This window comes from Bacillus sp. TH17, from assembly GCF_016651125.1.
GTDB lineage: Bacteria > Bacillota > Bacilli > Bacillales > Bacillaceae_G > Bacillus_A > Bacillus_A mycoides.
This window is the reverse complement of record NZ_JAEKEN010000004.1, coordinates 47916-66758: the sequence shown is the minus strand read 5'-3', so window position 1 is coordinate 66758 and position 18843 is coordinate 47916. Positions and strand designations below refer to the sequence as shown.

Below are 18843 nucleotides of genomic sequence, written 5' to 3'. Positions count from 1 at the left end.
GTAAGCCCATGCAGCAGCTCTAACTGATAATTGTGCTACGATATTCATGAAAATAGCCATAATATACCTCCTTATGAATTTTTTGTAATGCTTTCGCGATTATAAATATATCTAAATTTCCAGATCATGTCAACTTAATTTTTAGAAAAATTTATATATTTAGATTGTTTTCGGTATTTATTCCAAAAAAATCTATACATGGATATATTTTTAAGTATAATAATTACTGTGGGCTTTAACGAAAATTTAGAATAGATAGATTATTAATACGACTAATTATCAAAAAGGAGATTGAGATTAAAATGATAAAAGAACCACAACAAAAAATCTCGCCAAATGCAGTGAAAGTATGGCGGGTAAGTGATGTAATTACTTATACTACTGCACTTTGTATATTAGGAATTCTTTTATTTTTACAGAATTATTATGACTGGAAAAGCTGGGTAAGCATTATTTGTTATATCATTATTGCTTTACTCATTATTTCTTCCATATTCGAACTATCCATAATACCTATTTATCGACAACGAACATGGCGTTATGAAATTGATGAAAATTATATTCAACTAAAACATGGAGGAGTATTAATGAGAAAGCATCTAATAATACCGATGGCCAAAGTGCAATATGTAAATACAAACCAAGGACCAATACTACGAAAGTATGGCTTGTCTACATTAACAATAGGTACAATGGCTTCAGAGCATGAGATACCTGCTATTTCTGAAAAGAAAGCAACAGAATTAAGAGCAAACATTGCATATTTAGCTGGAATTAGTGAAATCAATGAATAAAATAGGAGGGCTATAATACAATGAAACAAGAACTAGCATATGAACAAATAGCTCAGCGAATGCATCCGTTATGGATGCTCTTTTCCATAGTTAAATCTATAAAAGAACTTATTCTGTGGATCGTTTTTTTTGCTATTTTTATAAGTTCAAATTCTAACCCTATTTTTATGATTGGTGGTATAGCTGCAGGAGTTGTTTATCTAATTTATAATTTCGTTTCAATATTTCTTGATTGGAAACATTTTAAGTATGTATTTACGGATAAAGAAATGTACATTTATGAGGGGCGTTTCATTAAGGAAAATCGTTTTATTCCATTAGAACGTATCCAAGGTATTAGTCAAAATACGCATTTTTTTCATCGTTTATTTGGACTAACATCACTTTTATTAGAAACTGGTTCCAATGAAAAGAAATCTTCCATTAAGCTTGAAATGATAACTTATGAAGAAGCTGCACGGATACAAAAGCATTTAGGACATATTAATTTTATTCCAAAGAAAGAGAATAAAACAGATATACAGAAAGTAGAGTTAATAGAACCTCAATATATTTCAAGAGATAAACATTATGAAATGGCACCTAAAGAAATATTGGTTAAATCACTTATGTCACTCAAATTACTTTTATTGATTCCATTAATTCAAGAGGTTTACTCTAATATAAATGATTTTATTTCTATAGATGGCTATGTAAATGAAATTACCTCTTTTTTTCAAAAATCATGGTTCCTAATGAGTCTTGGCATTCTTATTCTTTTAATAATGTCATTAGCTTATGGGATGATTAAGACTTATATTCAATATGGTAACTTTCAAGTTACTTCTGATCAACATCGAATTTTTATTAGAACAGGTGTATTTAATAAAACTGAATTTTCCATTCCAAAGGAGAAAATCCAAGCTATTAATATTAATACTAATCTATTAAAAAGATGGTTTGGTTTAGTGCAAGTAAAAATTATAAGTATTACTGATATGGAAGATAAGGAGATGAGAACTGCTAAAGTACTCTTTCCACTTATAGATAAAAATAGAGCTTTATTACTAATTCCTGAGATTTTGCCAGCATTTAAAATCGATACAAAAATGATTGGTGTTCCCAAATATACCATTTTTATAAAAATGGTAAGATCAAGCTATATTTGGATTATAGGTACGATACTTACCTATTATTTTTGGACAGAGTTTTGGTATATCCCAATAATATTATTCGTACTTATTAACACATCGCAAATATTGAATGGTTTTTATAGTGGTTACAAACTTAATGGGGAATTCATTCAATTGCAACGAGGAGGATTTTCAACAAATCTATATATAACAAATCGAAAAAATATAGAAGAGTTAAAAATAGTCGAATCCGGGCTACAACGTCTATTTGGACTTGCGACACTTCAATCTTCAATACGTGCTAAACCAGTTAAGAAAACAAAAGTTTTTGATCTTCCAAAGGATGTAGCTAGAAATTACTACTATTGGTATGGGAGTAGTACAAAATATATAAACAAGAAAGTTAGCACTAAAGAAATGAAATAAAATTCTATATTTAAATAAGTATCTAGTTTTATTTTGAAGTTCTAAATTCATTAGATTTGAAACGCAGATTAACCACAAAAGGAGAAAAATTTCTATGTTAGCAAATGCAGATATAAAAAAGAAGAAAACAAAAAAATGGATTATTATTGGAGTTATTGTGTTAATTGTTATTGTGGCAGCAGTTAATATTTTTATTATGCAAGGTAAGAAGAAGGGCGCATCAACAACGGCTGATGCTGTAAGTTTTGAGAAAGTGACAGAGCGTAAGCTGAATAATACGAAGTTAATTTCTGGTCAGGTGAAGCCTGGGAATATTGAAAGTTTCTATGCGGATCCAACTAAAGGGAAAGTGAAAGATATTGAGGTAAAAGAGGGACAAGAGGTAGAGAAAGGTACGAAGTTATTCTCTTATGATAATGAAGAAATTAACTTGCAAATGAAACAAGCTGAGCTTGATCAGAAGATGGCAGATATGCGTTATGACCAAGGAAAAAAGAAGATTGATTCATTGAGGAAAGAAATTAAGAAGGCGAAAGATAGTGGAGCTGGGAAAGAAGTAACAGATCCGATGGAAGAGCAAGTAAGTGAGTTAGAAATAGCGCAAAAAACAACAGATCTTGAGAAAGAAAAAGGAAAGTTACAAAAAGAAGAGTTAAATAAAAAGCAGAAAGAACTTACGATTTATAGTAATTTTGCTGGTGTTGTTCAAAAGTTAGATAAAGATGCAGCACAAAGTTCATCTCAATCATTAGGCGGTCAAGGAAAGGCGTTTTTACAAGTTGCTTCTAAGGATCCGTTTCAAGTTCAAGGGACGTTAACTGAGCTTCAGAAGTCACAAATTCAAAAAGATCAAACATTCACTGTAACTGCGAAAGCGAATAATAAGCAGAAGTGGACAGGTAAGATTACAGAGGTAAGTGAGTTCCCAACGAGCGCAGAGATGGCCCAAGCTGGTGGTATGGGTGAGGCGACTCAAAATATGTCTCAATATACATATAAAGCAAGTCTTGATAGTCAAGACGGTTTATCTCCAGGTTATCACGTTTCACTACAAGTAAATTTAGAGAATAAGAAGATGATCGCTGTTCCAAGTAAGAGCATTGTTGAAAAAGGTGAAGATGCATTTGTTTATATCGAAGAAAAAGGAAAGATTCATAAAAAAAATGTGAAAAAAGGTGCTACTGATGGAGATTGGACAGAAATTGTAGAGGGCGCAACAGTGGGGCAAAAGGTGGTTAAAAATCCTTCCGACGACGTGTATGACGGAATGGAAGTGAAAGAGAAATGATTGCGTTAAATAATATTGCTAAAACGTATTATCAAGGGAAATTGGCAGTGCCGATTTTGCACGGTATTAGTTTAACAATTCAAAGTGGTGAGTTTGTTTCAATTATGGGGCCGTCTGGTTCTGGTAAGTCAACGCTTATGAATATTATTGGTTGTTTAGATCGTCCGACAGAAGGTGAATATGTGCTGAATGATGTGAATATCTTAACGGCAGACGAGTCAAAACTAGCTTTAATTCGTAATGAATATATCGGTTTTGTATTCCAGCACTTTAATTTATTACCACGTCTTTCCGCAGTGGAAAACGTTGAACTTCCACTCGTATATGGTGGGATAAAGAAAGCAGAGCGTCGCAAACGTGCTTTAGAGGCGTTAGGTAAAGTTGGATTAGCAGATCGCGTGAATCATTTACCGAATGAATTATCAGGTGGACAGAAGCAGCGTGTAGCAATTGCAAGAGCGATTGCTAATAATCCAACGTTCATTATGGCCGATGAACCGACTGGTGCACTTGATACGAGATCTGGTGGACAAGTTATGGATATTTTTACAAAGTTAAATGCAGAAGGTACGACAATTGTTATGGTTACGCACGAGGAAGAGGTAGCTGCTTATTCATCTCGCCGTATTGTATTGCGAGATGGGAAAATTACAGAAGATAGAAGGTGTGCCGTATGAGTTTACTAGATAGTATGAAAATTGCTTTGTCTTCTATTCTTTCCCATAAATTACGCTCAGCTTTAACAATGCTTGGGATTATTATCGGTGTATCTTCTATTATTACTGTGGTTGCAATTGGACAGGGCGGGGAGGCTACATTAAAGTCATTATTTGCTGGTAAGGGGAATAATGTTGTTCCTATCCGTTACACTCCAGATATTAATAATTCATTTGAAACAGAACAACCTAAGTTAACCGAGGAAGACATTTATGAAGTGAAAAATATCCCAGAAGTGGCACATGTTCTTACAACAAATTCTAGTATGGAAACTCTGGATATCGAAGATAAAAAAGAGATGGTAACTATTACAGGATTAGATAATCAATACTTTAATGTTAATCAAGTGAAAGTATTAAAAGGTCGGTCATTACAGGAGTCTGATATTACCGAAGGAAATAATGTGGTCATGATTAGTACAGGAATGAAAAATAAAGTATTCAAAAAGCAAAATCCTATTGGTAAAATAATTGAAATTAAGGGTCAACCAATGCAAATCATTGGTACGTATAAATCAGATAATGATTTTATGGGAATGGAAGCTTCAGAAGCTCTAATTCCGATTACACTATGGCCAACCTTATATGGAAAAGATGAAATTCAAGAAATTTCCGTACAAGCAAAAAATGTTGATGATTTAGAAATAGCAGGAAAAAAAGCGTCTAAGGTATTAAATGACCGCAAGCCAAGCGAGTTTACAGGAAAATATGAGGTAACAAATTTAAAAGAACTTCAAGATGGTATTTCTCAAATGACAAATATTATGACTATGATTATTGGTGGTATTGCTGGTATTTCCTTAGTGGTTGGTGGAATTGGTGTTATGAATATTATGCTTGTATCAGTAACAGAGCGCACCCGTGAAATAGGAGTACGTAAAGCACTGGGGGCAACGCGCAGTAAAATATTGCTACAATTCTTAATTGAATCGGTTATGGTAACTCTTATTGGTGGACTAATTGGTATCGCTCTTGGCTACTTGGGAGCTTATGTTGTGTCTATTTATGCGAAATGGCCACCACTTGTTTCATGGGAAGTTGTTGTAGGTGGAGTGTTGTTCTCTATGACACTTGGTATTATTTTTGGGTTAATTCCTGCAAATAAAGCTGCGAAATTGGACCCAATTGAAGCACTTCGCTACGAATAGGTTACATGTATGATAAGATGACATAAACTTTCTAACAGAGCGTAGTATATAAATACATGGAGGTTATAAAAATGGAATTAAATATTAAAGATCAAGAGGTCAATGTTGAAAAACCATCGTTATTCGGAATAATTACATCTCCAAGTTTGCAATTTGAAAGAATAAAAAATAGTAACGCCATTTGGAAAAGCCTTTGGCTATTGGCAGCTTTAACCGGTATTGTATATCTAATTAATACATATGCCTATATTCTGTCTCCAGAAGGTAAAAAAGCAAATGCAGAGTCAGTTTTAGATATCCCATTATATTGGCAATTAGGGAGTGGATTTGTTACAGGAGCTATTGGTTTTATAATAGGGGCTTTTATTACTGCAGCTATTTATAAAGTGTTTATGATGTTTATGAACAACGATACACCTTTTAAAAAATTATTAGCAATTTCAGTGTATGGAAGTGTTATTACCACACTTGGTTTATTTATAAATGGTCTTTTGGCTATTATTATTGGAGAAACAGGAGAAGAAATGTATACTGGTCTAGGTCCTTTATTGACTTCGTTTAATGACGTTTTACATGGTGCTATGAAGTCATTTGAAATCTTTACAATATGGTCTTTAGTTATATCTGCATTAGGATTACATATTACAGCCGGATTAAGCAAAAAACAGGCAACGGTAGTTGCAATCATCTTCTTTATTTTCTCAGTAGCTTTTGGAGCACTTGGTGGTATGATGCCAAAATTTTAAGTTGAATTGCTATTAAAATAGCATGGACAAGCATAAAGTAATATTATATATATTGTTTAAAAAACATCTCTATTTAATTCACCGGTTAAAAGTGAATTAAATAGAGAGTTTTTTCATTTTATTGTTTCAAAAGAAATGAAGTGAATGATGCTCTCAGTATACATCTTTGTATTACAGCCTTTTGTAAATATACGTTTTCATATATTATTTATTTAATGATTTAAAATTATCAACATATAATGCAGACTGGAGACTTAGAAGAATCGTCTCTTCATTAAAATTTAAGTTTTTCATGTTATTTATAAAATTATCAATTAACTCTGTTATCATTTGGTTAAGAAGTTCTTTGATCCTTTCTTCCTCAGTGGTTACATATCTCCCCATTCCTCTACGCGTTATAATAATCTCTTCTTTCTCTAGCTCTTGAAATGCACGTTGGACCGTATTTTGATTGACTTGTAATGTAGTAGTTAATTCGCGTACAGTAGGAATTTTGCTTCCCATTGACCAGTGGCTGGATGCGATTTCTATTTTTATATATTCAATTAGCTGTATGTAAAGTGGTATATTAGGTGAAAAATCGCTTCTCATTTTCTTACCCCCAGAATTAATTTGTTAATTATATAATATAATAGTTTTAAGAAAAAAAGATAATTTTTACTAATAACAATAAATTTATTGTATTTTTATGATTTTATTTGGTTATTTCCAGTAAGAATTAAGGATTTGTTACACCAGCTGTGGCTTCTACTATAGGAGCTAGTCTTCTACTAACCGCTTGTAGTAGTGGGGGAAAAGAGACTGGAAATACAGCAAAGGAAACTGACTGAATCATAAAATCTACAAAGATCTACACATAAAACAATTCGATTTGACAATATTGAATAGTTATTCCCCCTTAAATAACAGGACATAAGTTCTTTTATGGAGAGATTTTTGTGAAAAAAATAAAAATAGCCCCACATATGTAAGTGAAGCTACATCCAAAAATCATTATAATCAACACTTTTTCCTGTTAATTTTTTTAACGCTCTTATAATCTTATTCCCATTCTTCAATGAAGGTTGGAATGCATCTCCCTGGCATATCCTACTGATGGTCCCTCTGTTCACTCCGCTTTCTTTTACTATATCTTGTTGCGAAATCCCGTTTTTATCAAGAAATTTGCCGAAACGTGAACGTGGTTTACCTAGTCCAAACATCATTTCCTCTCCCTTACTTTCTTAATTGGTAACAAGTCTGTACAAAAATTAAACTTTTTAAACTTCACGAAAGTTTGAATATTGTCCAAGCTATCCGCAATATGCTTTATCAAGGTCGCTACCAAAGTAGCCATCAAACTTATTATCAAAGCAGCTATCAAAGTAACACTATCAAGGTTTTGAGACGATAAACCTATATGTAATCAGTATTTCAAATTCTGTTTATAAAGGGGGGGTTATATGTTAACTACGTTTATTTCATTAGGAGCTTTAGGAGTAACAACAATTGGAGGGGTGATGTTAGAAAAGCATCTTGTAAAGAATGATCACGTTGCGGCAGCCAAATTTGTAAGCGATGGAATGTATCACGGAATGAGGATAGGAGGAGTTTGTTTCATCGGCTATGTATTTATTAAAATCTTAATCATGTTCTAGGAGGTGTCACATGGGAATCATCAAAGAATGGATTCATAAACAAAGTTTGAAGAATCGACTTATAGAAGTATTTGGAAAGGCAGGTTTATATGTGGACCATCAAACGAGAGGTGGTAAAGTACCCATTTATCCGAAGATACATGATATTTCCTCAACACAAGAAAGTGTTCGATATATATTTACCATTCCAAATGGTTTGGATCCGAAAACAATTGAAAAGAAATGGTTTTGCTTTCAACAAATATTAGGCCGCAATGTAGCGATTGAGGGTGACATTAAAAAGTTTGTACTTAATGTGTTTCATTCTGATGCAGGACTACAACCATACAATTACAGTTATAAGAAATGGCAGCCACTATTGAAAAAGTATCGTCTTCCTGTTGTGGTAGGTCGTGACCAATTTGGCAACATGATTGTGTATGACATGGTTGAAGCAAATACACCGCATTTACTCATTGCAGGAGAAACCGGAAGCGGTAAAAGTAGTATGGTTCGTGTTGTTCTGTCCACACTCATTCAATACATGTCTCCTGATAAATTACATTTGTATTTGGGCGACTTAAAGAACTCTGAATTTCATTTCTTAAGAAGAGTAAAACATGTAAAAGAGGTTTGCATGGAAGAAATCGAAATGAAGATCATGCTGCAGAAAGTGTGGAAGGAAATACGCGAACGTAGAAAACTAATGGAAGAGTATGAAGTGGACCATATTGATGAATACAACAAAATGAATCCTGACAGTCAGAAACCATACATCTTACTTGCTATAGATGAAGTAGCAATGTTTCAAGGCGAAAAAGAATGTATGTCTACAATCGAAAAAATATCAGCAGTCGGCCGGGCTCTCGGAGTCTTTCTGATGCTCAGTATGCAACGTCCTGATGCAAAAGTATTAGATGGTAAGTTGAAGTTGAATATGACAGTAAGAATGGGCTTTAAATGTGATAGTACGATTAATAGTAATATCATGGGTACACCTGGATCAGAACATTTAGAGCAATCGGGCCAAATGATATTAAAACTAAACGGATTAAAGAAAGTGCAAGCTCCATATTTAGAAATAAGTAAGGCAAAGCAAATTGTTGAACCTTACCGCGTTCCAAAAGAGGATATGACGCTCCAGAATCCTCCACAAGAAGAGAATCAATTATTTGGGGTGTTAGATTATGATGAGTAGAGACAAAATCATTTTGAAGGATTTGAAACGTTTTAGATGTATGTCTAGGGATGATATTATTGATTTGCATTTTCAAGGATTAAAAAACGCGGTTACTTGCTGTAATACAGTTATGAAACGGTTAAGAAGAGATGGCCATGTTGATGCCAATATCTCGCAGCAGCCATTTATATATTTCCCTCAACCTAGCACACTTCGAAAAACTAGCCAAAAGATTCCCCACTTCCTCGGCATTGTAGACGTATATAAACAGCTTATCCATTATGAAAAACCGAAACTATTCAAAGTTGAACCGAAATACGGAAAGGATTATATGGAGCCTGATGCATTTACAATTTGGCGTAGATCTCCATTCTTTATTGAAGTCCAAAAGTCAGTTTACAGTAAAAAAGTTATGCAAGATAAAATAAACAGGTATGAATTATACTTTCATAGTCAGGAATGGCATAACGAATCGTGGCAGCCCAAAGGATCTAAATACTTCCCGTCAATATTAATTATTACTGATAAGCAGTATGATATTAATTCTTCTAATTTACGTATCTTCCAAGCTTCTTCAATTAGCAATTTTATGGATAGTCTTGCAACGAAAATATAGTAACTCTTCCTAACTAAACAGCACACCCAGTTGTACGGTCGAAGATGGGAAGAGTTACAAGGGTAACAGACAATATCTATGTTATGCCTAAGAATCGTAATATAGAATACTAAGCCCTATCAGGGGCTTTTTTATTTGCAGGAATTTCTTGACCATCATGGAATACTGTCACTAGGAGGTGTTGTGACGTTATGACGGACGAAATTGTTTATTCCGCTAGTGAAGTATACAAGCGACTAGGAATAAGTGATAGCACCCTTAGAAAATACATGGAAGTATTGCAACGAGAGAATTTCGTTGTAAAGAAAGATAATCGTGGCAGGCGTCAATACACAGACAGCGACATTATGGTTATTGAGAGATTAATTGAGATTAGTAAGCATGACGGTATGACGTTAGAGAAAGCAGCGAAGATGATTGCGCAGCAAATAGAAAAAGTTAATCCGGATTTGATTAAAGAAGAGTCTGAGGAAACGGACTTAGTGCCATTCCACATTAAACAGCAATTACAGCAGCAATACAGCGTTATGGCGCAAGAAATGAATCAGAGTATATTAGCGATGGAAGAACGATTAAAGGAACAGACGAAGCAAAGCAATGAGGAAATTAAAGCGAGTATAGAGCAACATAATGAACGAGTTGAAAAGCGATTGGAAGCGCGGGACGAGACGTTGATGAAAACATTACGTGAGATGCAGGAAACGAAGAGATTGATGCAGGAATACCGTGAAGAAGTTGCTGCTGTAAAAGAGAAGAAAAAGCCGTGGTGGAAGTTTTGGTGAGTGCAAGAAAGGAAAGCAGGAGTAGTAGTTTTTCCTGCTTAAATCAAAAAGATACATTTATCTAAAGATACAAAGATAAAAGGATAAAAAGATACATGTATCTTTAGATACAAGGGTACATAATAAAAAGTACCCCTGATATAGGGATACTTCTACGTTTTTATAATTACGTTAGCAATTCGAATTTTCTTTTTTGATCCGAAGTTAATTCATTCTCTACATAACTTTTTATAAGTAAATCAATTATTTCGTGAGCATATTTGGTATTAGTGAGTTTAATTAGAGCTTCAAGTTCTTCTTTAGATTGATTAGAAATTTTAATGCTGCCTTGTTGGTTTTTAAAATTCTTTTTTTCTGGCGTTTGCAATTTCTTTTCTGTATTCGAATCCAAGTTGGCAGTAATAGGTGTAACGGTTACTACAAATGAATTATCCTTATTCTCCACAAGTACCACCCCCTGTTTAAAACTTTTCCCCTTATTTATTCTCTAACACCTCGTAAAGACGCTTGTACATATCTTTATATGCTTTAGAATGTCGATTTACCAGCTGAGTATCTACATAACTTTCAACAAGTATATCAATGATGTTGTTAATTGATGTTTTATCCATACACTCTTGTTCCTGAATAAATGGTTTAAGAGTATTTAGCTTTAGCAAAACGGCTGGTGAAATTTTAGCAGTTTTAGAGGGAACTAAACGTTGATCTGGTTTCTCTGGTGGCTGTATTTCCTTTTCTGTGCTAGTTTGATCGTTTTGAATAGTTAAATCTGAACTTTCCACAATAGGTGTTACAGTTACTACAAAAGATTTACTTTTATTTTCCAAAGGGTACCACTCCTATTTAGTAATCACGTAAAGCTATTTATTGTTAGATGTTATGTTTTTCAAAATACGTTGCTCGCGCTCTGTTAAATTATTAGTGATGTAAAACTCTAAAATTTCATCAATAAATTCGTAATTTTTCATACTTTTCATTGTACAAATTGTTTTGATTTTACTAAATGATTCAGGTGAAACTTTTATGTTTTTACGCTCGTGAGCTTTCATTGATTCCTTTTTGGGGCTGCTATCAGTTTGAAAATTTCTTTCTGTATTAGCTGATTGCGTTATCTTCGGTTCTTGCGGTGTTTCCCTTTTGATTAAAGCCACTTATGTCAATCCCCTTTCCTAATTTCGTCAGTTTGTTGTCCACTAAATACTTTTGAGTATATCTATATCCAGCTTCTATATCTCCCTCAGTTTCGAAAAGGCGAATTCTTTCTTCTAACTCACAGAAAATGTCACAGAATAAAGCTAGCATTCTCTTATCATGATGATCTTCAAATTGTAGTCCGATTCGTGGATACCATTCTAATCGGGCATGGTTATTTATAATCGTATTAAATACATTTTCTTCACCGAAAGTAGCGATGGTACTCTTTACGATTTCTTTATGCAATGCACGTTTTTGTTGAAGCAATACAGGAAGTACCCCAGCAACTTGCATTTTTACAAGAGAGCCGAAATCATCAACTAATGTTTGAATATATTCAAAAATTAAACGTTGGCTTCCTTCGTATGAAAATTGTTGTGTTTCTTGAACAACTATAATGTAGTCGCTTGCTACCATAGCATTATCCACTTTTAAATCTGTTGAAGGTGGAATGTCAATGAATATGTAGTCATAGTTATATTTGATTTTTTCTAGTAATCTAGAAAGATAAAAAGTTCTGTCTTCAATCGTATTAAATGTTTCAATTAAGAAATCAGTGTATTTCCTCATATCATATCCACATGGGATCATATCTAGATTTTCATGCAGATTCACAATACCTTCTGATAAGTCTCCATCTTCAAGACACTTCATTAATGTTTTTTGCATTTCGGTAATATTAAATGATTTCGCTAAGAATGTAGTACCGTTCCCTTGAAGGTCAGTATCAATAAATAAAACTTTCTTATTAAAGATTAAAGAAGCCACAAGAGATTCCATACACGAATCAGTTGTTTTTCCAACTCCACCTTTTTGTTGGGCGTTGATTATTACGTATCCTTTTCTCACAGGAATCGCTCCTTTTAAAAATGTAATATAATTGTAACAAAGGATAAATGTATCTTTTTATCTTTTCACTCTCGAATTGATAATAACATGAGCTTGTACAAAAAGTAAAAGGATAAATGTATCTTTTTTTGTGTTTAATAGTTAACCAGTGTTTTTCGCGTACGAACTAATTTACGAGAAACGCATAAAACCAGTGGTTGCGCGTGTATCTTTTTATCTTTGTATCTTTTTATCTTTGTATCTAAAGATACTCAACGTTCGTGGAATTATCTTTGTATCTAAAGATAAATGTATCTTTTTATCTTTGTATCTTTTTATCCTCTTTCTTAGTTTAGTAATGCGATTAAATGAGATTTTAGGAGTATTTACAAACAAAAAAGCTTGTTGTAACGTAGTACACAACAAGCACCATTCTACAAAACAAAACATAATTTGATACTTTACATAAACGAAGATCGATAGAACAATTGAATATGAACACAAAACAAAAAAAGCCACTCCCATATGCTATTGGCTACCAACCGATAACGGGAATGACTCTCCTAGCTAGTGTACCACCACTTGGCTAGAATGAACTGTATTAACCCACAGTGTTTACGTTTAAGTAGTGTACCATCACTAACCTTAAACAACTATGCCTTTTCACGAGGCTTCTTTGATATACCCATTTTATCTATTGTTTGGATAAATATCAACTAGTAAATACTAGTTTTGATTATTTTATATTCCAAAAGATATATAACGGGCATCTCTAATCCTAGAAGTCTTGTGAATGTACAGGTCATTTAGGAATTGGAGATGCCTTTTTTGTTTTTTGTTCGCGTGGAATTGCCTGATACCACGTTAATAAAAACTGATAAGCCGTGATTCCGTGCTTCTATATAGAGGGAACGTGTTACGGCGTGGCTAGCTGTTAGTCGTGCAGGGGGTACAAAGTATACGCCTACAAGAACAGCACCCCTCATTGGAATCCTGTTCTTCTGGTGAGGGTGGGCGAGAACTTGCCCAGGGACGATTCTCTAAAAGGTTCGGGAGGTTATCGTTAGCATTACGGTGCTAGGGAGTACATTCAGTTTGTCGTGTAGGGACGATATTACAAGGACAAGCCATAGAAAAAGGGTGTATGCGGTGAAGATCGCTGAGTGAACAGGGTCTATACATACGGAACACTGACTAAGCAAGGCATGGCATGAACCGAGGACGCTTATCCATTCTATTCTGATCGATTACTTTTTTTGTAGTCTGTCAGCATAGGGGATAAATCCGCCAACCAGCCGTTTTCCTAACTTCGCTTCTGCATGATAAAAACCCTCAAGACCTTCTGTCAAGCTTAATTTCGAAGAAATGATGAAAAATATGAGATTGTTTAATAGCTAGGGGAACTACTTGCTAAGATAGAGGAATAAATAAGGGAATTATTACTTACTTGGTTAGAGGATAAGGGGACAGATTATTAGAATATGCCTTATTGCGGAATTTGGTTTTATCATTCAGATATAGTACGTGAAATTATTATTGTAGGGGTATAAGGGGTCGTCATATCAAAAAAAGAAAATTGTACGTTTAGGAGCAATTTGGACATAAATTAATCTAGTGGATATTCCAAAAAAAAAACATTTATTAAGTTGGGAGCATGAAAAAATATTAAGTGGCTAGGGTGATAATATGCATATTTGGACACTGACGAATTGGCAGATACATTATAATCTTGAAGAGAAGAGTTACCGTACTGGATTACGATTAAAATTTGATAAAGATGTTGATCCTGAGGTAAGAAGAGCAATTAAAGAATTTTGTAAATGGTTGCGACAAGAATATTTTTTCCCAATTAGAGTGCCGATATATGTGAAATCTGCATGTAAAATTAAAGCGATAGATGGAAAGTTAGTTTATGGAACTTTCTTCGAGCCATTTAATCGAAATGATGAACCGTATATTCGCATTTCAACAGGAGATTATTATGATACATTAGAGAAAAATGGAAAAGATAATGCATTAGGATCCTATCTGGTTACTATTGCCCATGAGTTGACCCATTATTTCCAATGGATTAATGATATAAATTTAACTAAAATTGGATATGAAAGGCAAGCTACTACCTATTCAGGATATATTATTGATGAATATAAAGAAACAAGAGAGCAACCTTAATAATCTCCTTAATTAATAAATTCGTTTTGATGCAAAAACTTAGGATAAAAACATAGATTTAATGTATTACACAAAAGGTTAAAAACCAGTAAAAATCTATCCAAATTGTGTTTATAATAAAACTGATGAATCGGATAATAAGTAGTATATGGGGTAGCACCACATCGCTATCAAGCTAATAAAAAGAAATGCCCCCTAGAATGAAAAAATGCGCTATTCTTTCTGTAGAATCATAGGAAAGGATGGCGTTTTTTATGTCTGTTTCTGTGTATGACGAATTACAACTATTTGCTCAAGAGATTCAAAGTTTTTTATCTCCAAATACCTTACGGAATCTTGCTAGAGATGTTGGCTTTGTACAACGAACCAGTAAGTACCAAGCAAAAGATTTAGTAGCTTTATGTGTATGGTTGAGCCAAAATATAGCTATGACTTCTTTAACTCAGTTATCTAGCTGTTTAGAAGCATCAACAGAAGTACTCATCAGTCCTGAGGGACTGAATCAACGGTTTAATAAGGCGGCCGTCCAACTTTTACAACACCTACTAGCCGAACTACTAAGCAAAAAATTGGCCGCATCTATGCCGATTTCTTCTCCATACACTTCTGTTTTCAAGCGTATTCGTATTTTAGATTCAACTGCATTTCAACTCCCGGATGTATTTTCATCGGTTTATCCAGGTGCAGGAGGATGCAGCCATACGGCTGGGATAAAAATTCAACTTGAGTATGATTTGTTAAGTGGACAGTTCTTACATATTCATACAGGTCCAGGTAAACAACATGATCGCACTTACGGCTCTCTGTGTGCCCCAACTGTGACAGCGAATGATTTATGTATCCGAGATTTAGGTTATTTTCATTTAAAAGACCTTCAATATATACAAGATAAAGAGGCCTACTATATCTCTCGTATCAAGTCGAATACACGTATTTATCAAAAAAATCCTAACCCTGATTATTTTCAAGACGGAAGAATTAAGAAAGGTACAGAGTATATACAGATAGATATGGAGACGTTAATGAGCTCCCTTCAACCAGGACAAACATGTGAAATAGCTGATGCTTATGTAGGAATGATTGATAAAGTGCCAGCTCGTGTAATTGTTCACCGATTAACAAAACAACAGCAACAAAAACGATTACAAGATCAAGCTGTAAGAGAAAAAAAGAAAGGAATGAAGTATTCTCCTCGTAGTAAACGGCTCAGTGGTATCAATGTATATATGACAAACACCCCTACAGATATTGTCCCGATGGGACAGGTACATGACTGGTATTCTTTGCGTTGGCAAATCGAAATTTTATTTAAAACGTGGAAGTTATTCTTTCAAATCCATCATTGTAAAAAGATAAAACCAGAACGATTGGAGTGCCATTTATATGGTCAATTGATTGCCATTCTACTCTGTTCTTCTATCATGTTTCAAATGCGCCAATTGCTCCTCATGAAGAAAAAACAAGAGCTTAGTGAGTATAAAGCCATATATATGATTAAAGACTATTTTCTTCTTCTATTCCAAACTATACAAAAAAACACCCAAGAGCTATCAAAGGTGTTACTTCGCCTGTTCAATCTCCTACAGCAAAATGGGCGGAAATCTCATCGATATGATAAAAAAACGATCTTTGATATATTAGGTGTCGTTTACAATTGTACCATGTCTGATAACCAAGCCGCTTAATTCAAAAAAGTGAAACCCGTTAGGGTTTATTTCGTATGCAAATCTTTCAAACACTTACACTTGCTCTTTAGAAAAAAGAAACAATCTCGCCTAAAATTGACTTTGCATAAGCTTAGCTTGATAGCGATGGGGTAGCACCAACATTTCGCGAATTTCATACGCTAAGGAATTATTCGGTTTCTTTTTTAATATATCGATTAATAAAACAAATTATATAAATAATTTGTTATACTTCCATGTACCCTAGTTGATATAATTTATAAGGTAATTATTGGTTAATTAATAACGCACATATATTAGGGAGGCACATAAGCCATGTTAGATGTAATTACGGCATTTTTCTTACTAATTTTCCATTCTATTGTTTATCTCTTTTCAAGTGGAGAAACTAAGCAAATAGCAAAAAATCATATAAAAGAAATTGTTAATAGTCCGGATGGAGTAATAATATTAATCGTTGCTGCGGCACTTTTAATCGGGGGGATATATTTATTATCAGTATGATTTCAGATATCTTAGCTTAAAACATATAAGGAAATTAATGGTTCACATATATTAGGGAGGTACATAAGTCATGATAGAGGTAATCGCGTCACTATTTTTAGTAGTCGTATATTTTATTAGTTATCTCTTTTCAACAGGAGAAGACAAGAAAAAAGCAAAAGCAGAATTAAAAGAAATTGTTAATGGTACTCATGGAAAAATATTGGTAGGATTTTTTGGAGGTGCGGCAGTGACAGGAATATTTGTAGTCATTTGGATTTTATCAGAGTAAACCTTTCAGATATTTTAGCTTATATAACGTATAATGCAGTTATTGGTTAATTAAGAAGAAAAGCATTAGAGAAAACAAGATATTAAATAATATATAAGGATCTCGCCATTTCTGTTGGATGGTGAGTTTTTTTATGTACAAAAGAAAAGACACCTTAAGGTGCCTTACTCCGACTTGAACCACTTTAATTTTATATAAATATACACGTATTACCCCTTTGTTATACGTGTAAACACATCCTATAAAACAGAATCGTTTATATACACCAGATTGTTAGTTCACAAAATATCAAGAGATTTGAGATCAATATGTTAAGTCTTTCAAAAGAATCTGCTTTATAGAATGTATCCACAATTTATATTTTACTACATGTAATATTTATTTGGTGTAATTTTTACAAATATGTATAATTACATAAAGTTTATGAGAAAAAGAGAGTATACTTTGGTATTGTGTAATAAAGATAAGGCCCACCTACGGAAATAGGTGGGCTTTTTAACGCATAAAGAAAAGACACTCATATAAGAGTGTCTTTTCCGATAGTTTTTTTAGCAGAAGCAAGAAGCTCCAACGATGATTAATAAAATAAATAATACAACTAATAAAGCAAAGCCTCCAGCAAAGCCGCCGCCGCCACAACTACCGCAACTACCACCAAATCCCATTTTAATCTCTCCTTTGAGTAGGAGGGGAAAATTAAGGTCACTCATGTATTTTAACGGGTTCACTTTACCTTATGTTTTTACGCCTGAATTGAGCAGGTCCTAAAAAAAAAGACGCCATAAGGCGTCCCCCACAATTGGGTAGATAAGGTTTAGTTTTCCAATTTTAAGAAATTAGGTATCACACCTTGAGAGTATATCATAATATCTATTAAATTTAATATTCTATGCATTATTACATAAAAGAAAAGACACCCTAAGGTGCCTTCCTCCGACTTGAACCACTTTAATTTTAATAATATGTATTGGACGCCAATCCATATATTATTTTACCACGTTAATTAATATTGGTCATTGAGAAAAAATAAAAGCACTCTTTCGAGTGCCTTCAACTATTCTACTTTTAATTTAATTTCTTTACCTGTCATACCGCCACTAGCTTTTAAGAAAAGTCCTGCAGCATCTTTTGGTATATCAAATACAATTTTACCTGTCTGTGTTAGACCAGGATTTAATTGTTTTAAGAAGAAGTCAGTTTTTCCACCGTTAGCTAAGTCAAAAGATGTTTGACCTTGTACTGAAGATGTGAATTCACGACCTTTGTTATCTACCAATTTAAAGCTGTTAGTATCAACAGTGATAGCGTCTTTTTGATTATTAGTAAGTGTAACTTCTAAAATCTTAAAGACACCTTGTGCTTGTTCTTTTGAGTATTCATTACCCACAGAATCTACTGTTTCCATAGATCCTACAGCGATTTTTACATCAGAAGATACACCTTCTTTTGATACCGCTTTAGTGTCTGTTGAAGTTTTTTCAGTTGAATCTCCGCCACCAGCAACCATAGCAATTATTCCGATTACAAATAAAGCTATAATGCCTAGGCATCCAAACTTAAATATTTTTCCCACGTTTGTTCCTCCAATTATGTAAAATGTAAGATTGCCACGTTAATAATAACAAATTAAATATCTTCATATTGTCATATTATGTCGAAAGGAAATAAAAAGATAGTTTAGAAGTTTCAGACTGTATTTCTTTCCTATGACTTATTTTTCTCACGTATCTCTTATTCATAAGAAAAAACACCCTAAGGTGCCTTC

Annotated in this window: 22 protein-coding genes; 14 read left to right on the top strand and 8 right to left on the bottom strand. The window is 33.7% G+C overall.

Features of this window, described 5'->3' with window-relative positions:
* Positions 1–302 precede the first annotated feature (302 nt).
* The 6 genes from JFT95_RS29185 (at position 303) to yknW (ending at position 6230) form a co-directional block, all read left to right on the top strand.
* Positions 303–794, top strand: coding sequence for a PH domain-containing protein (locus JFT95_RS29185; RefSeq protein ID WP_201054104.1), 492 nt, complete (start codon positions 303–305; stop codon positions 792–794).
* Positions 795–814: 20 nt separating this feature from the next.
* Positions 815–2332 (top strand): PH domain-containing protein, encoded by a 1518-nt coding sequence (locus JFT95_RS29180; protein ID WP_201054102.1) that lies wholly within the window; start codon positions 815–817, stop codon positions 2330–2332.
* A gap of 94 nt (positions 2333–2426) precedes the next feature.
* Positions 2427–3620 carry an efflux RND transporter periplasmic adaptor subunit gene (locus tag JFT95_RS29175; RefSeq protein WP_201054099.1) on the top strand — a complete coding sequence of 398 codons (1194 nt, stop codon included), beginning with the start codon at positions 2427–2429 and terminating at the stop codon, positions 3618–3620.
* On the top strand, positions 3617–4297 hold the full coding sequence (locus JFT95_RS29170) for an ABC transporter ATP-binding protein (protein ID WP_106102855.1): 681 nt from the start codon (positions 3617–3619) through the stop codon (positions 4295–4297). Before JFT95_RS29175 ends, JFT95_RS29170 begins: the two co-directional genes overlap by 4 nt.
* On the top strand, positions 4294–5484 hold the full coding sequence (locus tag JFT95_RS29165) for an ABC transporter permease (protein WP_201054098.1): 1191 nt from the start codon (positions 4294–4296) through the stop codon (positions 5482–5484). Before JFT95_RS29170 ends, JFT95_RS29165 begins: the two co-directional genes overlap by 4 nt.
* 71 nt (positions 5485–5555) lie before the next feature.
* Positions 5556–6230, top strand: coding sequence for a YknW family membrane protein (gene yknW / locus JFT95_RS29160; RefSeq protein WP_201054096.1), 675 nt, complete (start codon positions 5556–5558; stop codon positions 6228–6230).
* A 204-nt stretch (positions 6231–6434) separates the two neighbouring features.
* Here the strand turns inward: yknW and JFT95_RS29155 are convergent, their stop codons facing one another.
* Both JFT95_RS29155 and JFT95_RS29150 read right to left on the bottom strand, forming a co-directional pair.
* Entirely contained in the window at positions 6435–6821 is a 387-nt protein-coding gene (locus JFT95_RS29155; protein ID WP_201054094.1) for a GntR family transcriptional regulator, read from the bottom strand.
* A 386-nt stretch (positions 6822–7207) separates the two neighbouring features.
* A complete protein-coding gene (locus JFT95_RS29150; RefSeq protein WP_201054092.1) occupies positions 7208–7432 on the bottom strand; it encodes a helix-turn-helix transcriptional regulator in 225 nt (74 codons plus the stop codon).
* A 240-nt stretch (positions 7433–7672) separates the two neighbouring features.
* Between JFT95_RS29150 and JFT95_RS29145 the strand changes: the two genes are divergently transcribed.
* The 4 genes from JFT95_RS29145 (at position 7673) to JFT95_RS29130 (ending at position 10424) form a co-directional block, all read left to right on the top strand.
* Positions 7673–7867, top strand: a complete 195-nt coding sequence (locus JFT95_RS29145) for a hypothetical protein (protein ID WP_201054090.1) — start codon at positions 7673–7675, stop codon at positions 7865–7867.
* Between the two features lie 10 nt (positions 7868–7877).
* A complete protein-coding gene (locus tag JFT95_RS29140; protein ID WP_201054088.1) occupies positions 7878–9044 on the top strand; it encodes an FtsK/SpoIIIE domain-containing protein in 1167 nt (388 codons plus the stop codon).
* Positions 9034–9642, top strand: coding sequence for a replication-relaxation family protein (locus tag JFT95_RS29135; protein WP_201054087.1), 609 nt, complete (start codon positions 9034–9036; stop codon positions 9640–9642). The genes JFT95_RS29140 and JFT95_RS29135 overlap by 11 nt, the downstream gene beginning before the upstream one ends.
* Positions 9643–9833: 191 nt before the next feature.
* Positions 9834–10424, top strand: coding sequence for a DUF3967 domain-containing protein (locus JFT95_RS29130; protein ID WP_201054086.1), 591 nt, complete (start codon positions 9834–9836; stop codon positions 10422–10424).
* Positions 10425–10590: 166 nt separating this feature from the next.
* On the opposite strand, the gene JFT95_RS29125 is transcribed toward JFT95_RS29130, so the two are convergent.
* Genes JFT95_RS29125 through prgP form a run of 4 tightly spaced genes read right to left on the bottom strand, consistent with a single transcriptional unit; the run spans position 10591 to position 12467 of the window.
* Positions 10591–10869 (bottom strand): hypothetical protein, encoded by a 279-nt coding sequence (locus tag JFT95_RS29125; protein WP_201054085.1) that lies wholly within the window; start codon positions 10867–10869, stop codon positions 10591–10593.
* A 31-nt stretch (positions 10870–10900) separates the two neighbouring features.
* The gene (locus tag JFT95_RS29120; protein WP_201054084.1) at positions 10901–11251 is read right to left on the bottom strand and encodes a hypothetical protein; all 351 of its coding nucleotides are present in this window, start codon (positions 11249–11251) and stop codon (positions 10901–10903) included.
* A 33-nt stretch (positions 11252–11284) separates the two neighbouring features.
* Positions 11285–11536 (bottom strand): hypothetical protein, encoded by a 252-nt coding sequence (locus JFT95_RS29115; RefSeq protein WP_201054108.1) that lies wholly within the window; start codon positions 11534–11536, stop codon positions 11285–11287.
* Positions 11520–12467 carry a ParA superfamily DNA segregation protein PrgP gene (gene prgP, locus JFT95_RS29110; RefSeq protein WP_201054083.1) on the bottom strand — a complete coding sequence of 316 codons (948 nt, stop codon included), beginning with the start codon at positions 12465–12467 and terminating at the stop codon, positions 11520–11522. The genes JFT95_RS29115 and prgP overlap by 17 nt, the downstream gene beginning before the upstream one ends.
* Positions 12468–14132: 1665 nt before the next feature.
* Here prgP and JFT95_RS29105 point away from each other — a divergent pair.
* The 4 genes from JFT95_RS29105 to JFT95_RS29090 all read left to right on the top strand — a co-directional run bounded on the left by JFT95_RS29105 (position 14133) and on the right by JFT95_RS29090 (position 17078).
* A complete protein-coding gene (locus tag JFT95_RS29105) occupies positions 14133–14618 on the top strand; it encodes a hypothetical protein (RefSeq protein ID WP_201054081.1) in 486 nt (161 codons plus the stop codon).
* A 254-nt stretch (positions 14619–14872) separates the two neighbouring features.
* Positions 14873–16303: an IS4 family transposase gene (locus JFT95_RS29100; RefSeq protein WP_201054079.1), complete on the top strand. Its 1431-nt coding sequence runs from the start codon at positions 14873–14875 to the stop codon at positions 16301–16303.
* Between the two features lie 315 nt (positions 16304–16618).
* A complete protein-coding gene (locus JFT95_RS29095) occupies positions 16619–16807 on the top strand; it encodes a hypothetical protein (protein ID WP_201033480.1) in 189 nt (62 codons plus the stop codon).
* A gap of 70 nt (positions 16808–16877) precedes the next feature.
* Entirely contained in the window at positions 16878–17078 is a 201-nt protein-coding gene (locus JFT95_RS29090) for a hypothetical protein (RefSeq protein WP_000573587.1), read from the top strand.
* A gap of 548 nt (positions 17079–17626) precedes the next feature.
* On the opposite strand, the gene JFT95_RS29085 is transcribed toward JFT95_RS29090, so the two are convergent.
* Together JFT95_RS29085 and JFT95_RS29080 are read right to left on the bottom strand one after the other, a co-directional pair.
* Positions 17627–17743 carry a YjcZ family sporulation protein gene (locus JFT95_RS29085; protein ID WP_002069235.1) on the bottom strand — a complete coding sequence of 39 codons (117 nt, stop codon included), beginning with the start codon at positions 17741–17743 and terminating at the stop codon, positions 17627–17629.
* A 389-nt stretch (positions 17744–18132) separates the two neighbouring features.
* Entirely contained in the window at positions 18133–18651 is a 519-nt protein-coding gene (locus JFT95_RS29080; RefSeq protein ID WP_201054077.1) for a DUF4352 domain-containing protein, read from the bottom strand.
* Positions 18652–18843: the final 192 nt, after the last annotated feature.